6 protein-coding genes are annotated in these 2,328 nt (G+C 50.6%); all 6 read right to left on the reverse strand.

Going from position 1 to position 2,328, the window contains the following annotated elements:
• Window positions 1-128 (reverse strand): 30S ribosomal protein S17 (gene rpsQ / locus K2H17_RS08345; protein WP_300133699.1); only part of this gene is annotated, 128 nt, incomplete at its 3' end.
• 17 nt (window positions 129-145) lie between these two features.
• Complete coding sequence (rpmC, locus tag K2H17_RS08350) at window positions 146-343, reverse strand: 50S ribosomal protein L29 (RefSeq protein WP_107031218.1); 198 nt, start codon at window positions 341-343, stop codon at window positions 146-148.
• A gap of 6 nt (window positions 344-349) precedes the next feature.
• Window positions 350-781, reverse strand: coding sequence for a 50S ribosomal protein L16 (rplP, locus tag K2H17_RS08355; protein ID WP_107031217.1), 432 nt, complete (start codon window positions 779-781; stop codon window positions 350-352).
• Window positions 782-805: 24 nt separating this feature from the next.
• A complete protein-coding gene (gene rpsC / locus K2H17_RS08360) occupies window positions 806-1,540 on the reverse strand; it encodes a 30S ribosomal protein S3 (RefSeq protein ID WP_300133697.1) in 735 nt (244 codons plus the stop codon).
• A gap of 3 nt (window positions 1,541-1,543) precedes the next feature.
• The gene (gene rplV / locus K2H17_RS08365; protein WP_123615509.1) at window positions 1,544-1,954 is read right to left on the reverse strand and encodes a 50S ribosomal protein L22; all 411 of its coding nucleotides are present in this window, start codon (window positions 1,952-1,954) and stop codon (window positions 1,544-1,546) included.
• A 54-nt stretch (window positions 1,955-2,008) separates the two neighbouring features.
• Window positions 2,009-2,278 (reverse strand): 30S ribosomal protein S19, encoded by a 270-nt coding sequence (gene rpsS, locus K2H17_RS08370; protein WP_107031214.1) that lies wholly within the window; start codon window positions 2,276-2,278, stop codon window positions 2,009-2,011.
• Between the last annotated feature and the right edge of the window lie 50 nt (window positions 2,279-2,328).

The raw sequence follows: 2,328 nt of genomic DNA on the forward strand, positions 1-2,328 counted from the left end.
GTTTTGTTGACAAATTTGCCATAAATGGGGTGCTTCTCTTTCCATTTCACCATTACGGTGATGGTCTTGTCACCCTTGTTGCTCGAAACAACCCCGATGCGTTCTTTTCTTAAATTTCTCTTTTCCATTTTATTTAAGGGGGAGTTTATTTATTGTTAAGTTCGCGCTGACGCAACTCGGTCTTGACGCGGGCGATAGCCTTGCGAGCATGTGTAATCTTAGCGGGGCTGTCAAGGGGCGAGATAGCGTGGTTGATCTTGAGCTGGGCATAGTCCTTCTCCATCACAGCCAGGCGGTCGCGGAGATCCTGAGTGCTCACTTCAGTGAATGATTCTTTCTTCATGACGGGTTACACATTTTGGGTTGGGTCATAGTCGCGGCGCACAACGAATTTTGTGGTCACGGGGAGTTTCTGAGCTGCGAGGCGGAGGGCTTCCTTGGCGATGTCGTAAGATACGCCTTCAACCTCTATGATTATGCGGCCGGGGGTTACGGGGGCTACGAATCCTTCGGGAGCACCTTTACCTTTACCCATTCGGACCTCGGCGGGTTTCTTGGTGATGGGTTTGTCCGGGAAGATGCGAATCCAGATCTGGCCCTGACGCTGCATGTAACGGGTTACTGCGATACGGGCGGCTTCAATCTGGCGACCGGTGATCCACTTAGACTCCAGGGTCTTTATGCCGAACGAACCGAAGGCCAACTGGTTGCCACGCTGCGCAATGCCTTTCATGCGGCCTTTTTGCGCGCGGCGGAATTTGGTTTTCTTGGGTTGTAACATTGTTTTGTTGAATCAATTGTGGGTTTAACGGTTGTTTTTGGGTTTGCGGAAACCGCCGCGACGGGGAGCGCCATTTGAAGCTGCACCGCGAGATTCCTTCTGGTTTGAAGTGTACTGGGGTGCCAGGTCACGCTTGCCGTAAACTTCGCCACGGCAGATCCAAACCTTCACACCGATCACACCAACCTTTGTGTGGGCTTCGACAAGTGCATAGTCGATGTCGGCACGGAGAGTGTGGAGCGGAGTACGGCCTTCCTTGAACATCTCGGAACGGGCCATTTCAGCACCGTTGAGACGGCCTGAAACCTGAACCTTGATGCCTTCGGCTCCGGCGCGCATTGTTGAAGCGACAGCCATCTTGACAGCACGGCGATAGGCGATCTTGCCTTCGATCTGGCGGGCGATGGTCGATGCTACGATCTGAGCGTCGAGTTCGGGGCGTTTTACTTCATAGATGTTGATCTGGACATCTTTGTCGGTGATCTTCTTGAGCTCTTCCTTCAGCTTGTCGACTTCAGAACCGCCCTTACCGATGATCAGACCGGGGCGAGAGGTGCAGACAGTGATGGTGATGAGCTTCATGGTGCGCTCGATGACGATGCGCGAAACGCTTGACTTTGCAAGGCGGACATTGAGATACTTGCGGAGTTTTGAGTCCTCAAGCAGAGTATCGCCGTATTTCTTACCGCCATACCAGTTAGAGTCCCATCCACGGATAACTCCCAAGCGATTGCTGATTGGATTTACTTTCTGTCCCATTTGTTAAGCTTTAGCGTTTTTGTTATCAATTGTGTCAACAATCAATGTGACGTGGTTTGCGCGTTTGCGGATACGATAGCCGCGGCCTTGGGGAGCGGTGCGCAGACGCTTGAGCATAGGAGCACAGTTCACGTAGATAGTGCTGATGTAAAGCTCGCCGGCGTCGGCTTTACGTTCGTTTTTAGCTTCCCAGTTTGCGATAGCCGAACGGAGGAGCTTTTCGAGGCGGGCTGCCGCTTCCTTATTAGAGAACTTAAGGATGCCGAGCGCACGGTTAACCTCTACGCCGCGCACCATGTCAGCGACAAGGCGCATCTTGCGGGGTGAGGTGGGGATGTTGAGGAGCTTTGCGAAAGCTACCGTCTTCTGTTCGGCTTTCCTGAGGTCAGCTGAATTTCTTTTTCTTACACCCATTTTATTGTAATTCTTTTCTTTTTTACAAATGAATTAGTTATATCAGGGCCCAATTTATTTCTTGCGGTTACCGGAGTGACCACGGAAGGTACGAGTGGGAGCGAACTCACCAAGCTTGTGGCCTACCATGTTTTCAGTAACGTAGACAGGGATAAATTTGTTACCGTTGTGAACTGCGAAAGTGTGTCCTACAAATTCGGGGGCGATCATTGATGCACGGCTCCAAGTCTTGATAACCGATTTCTTACCGCTCTCTTCCATTGCAGCGACCTTCTTTTCGAGCTTCACGCTGATAAAGGGGCCTTTTTTTAATGAACGACTCATGATAAGTGTTGCTAATTTAAATCAGATTACTTTTTTCTTCTTTCAATGAT

The organism is Duncaniella sp., from assembly GCF_029054785.1.
Taxonomy (GTDB): Bacteria; Bacteroidota; Bacteroidia; order Bacteroidales; family Muribaculaceae; genus Duncaniella.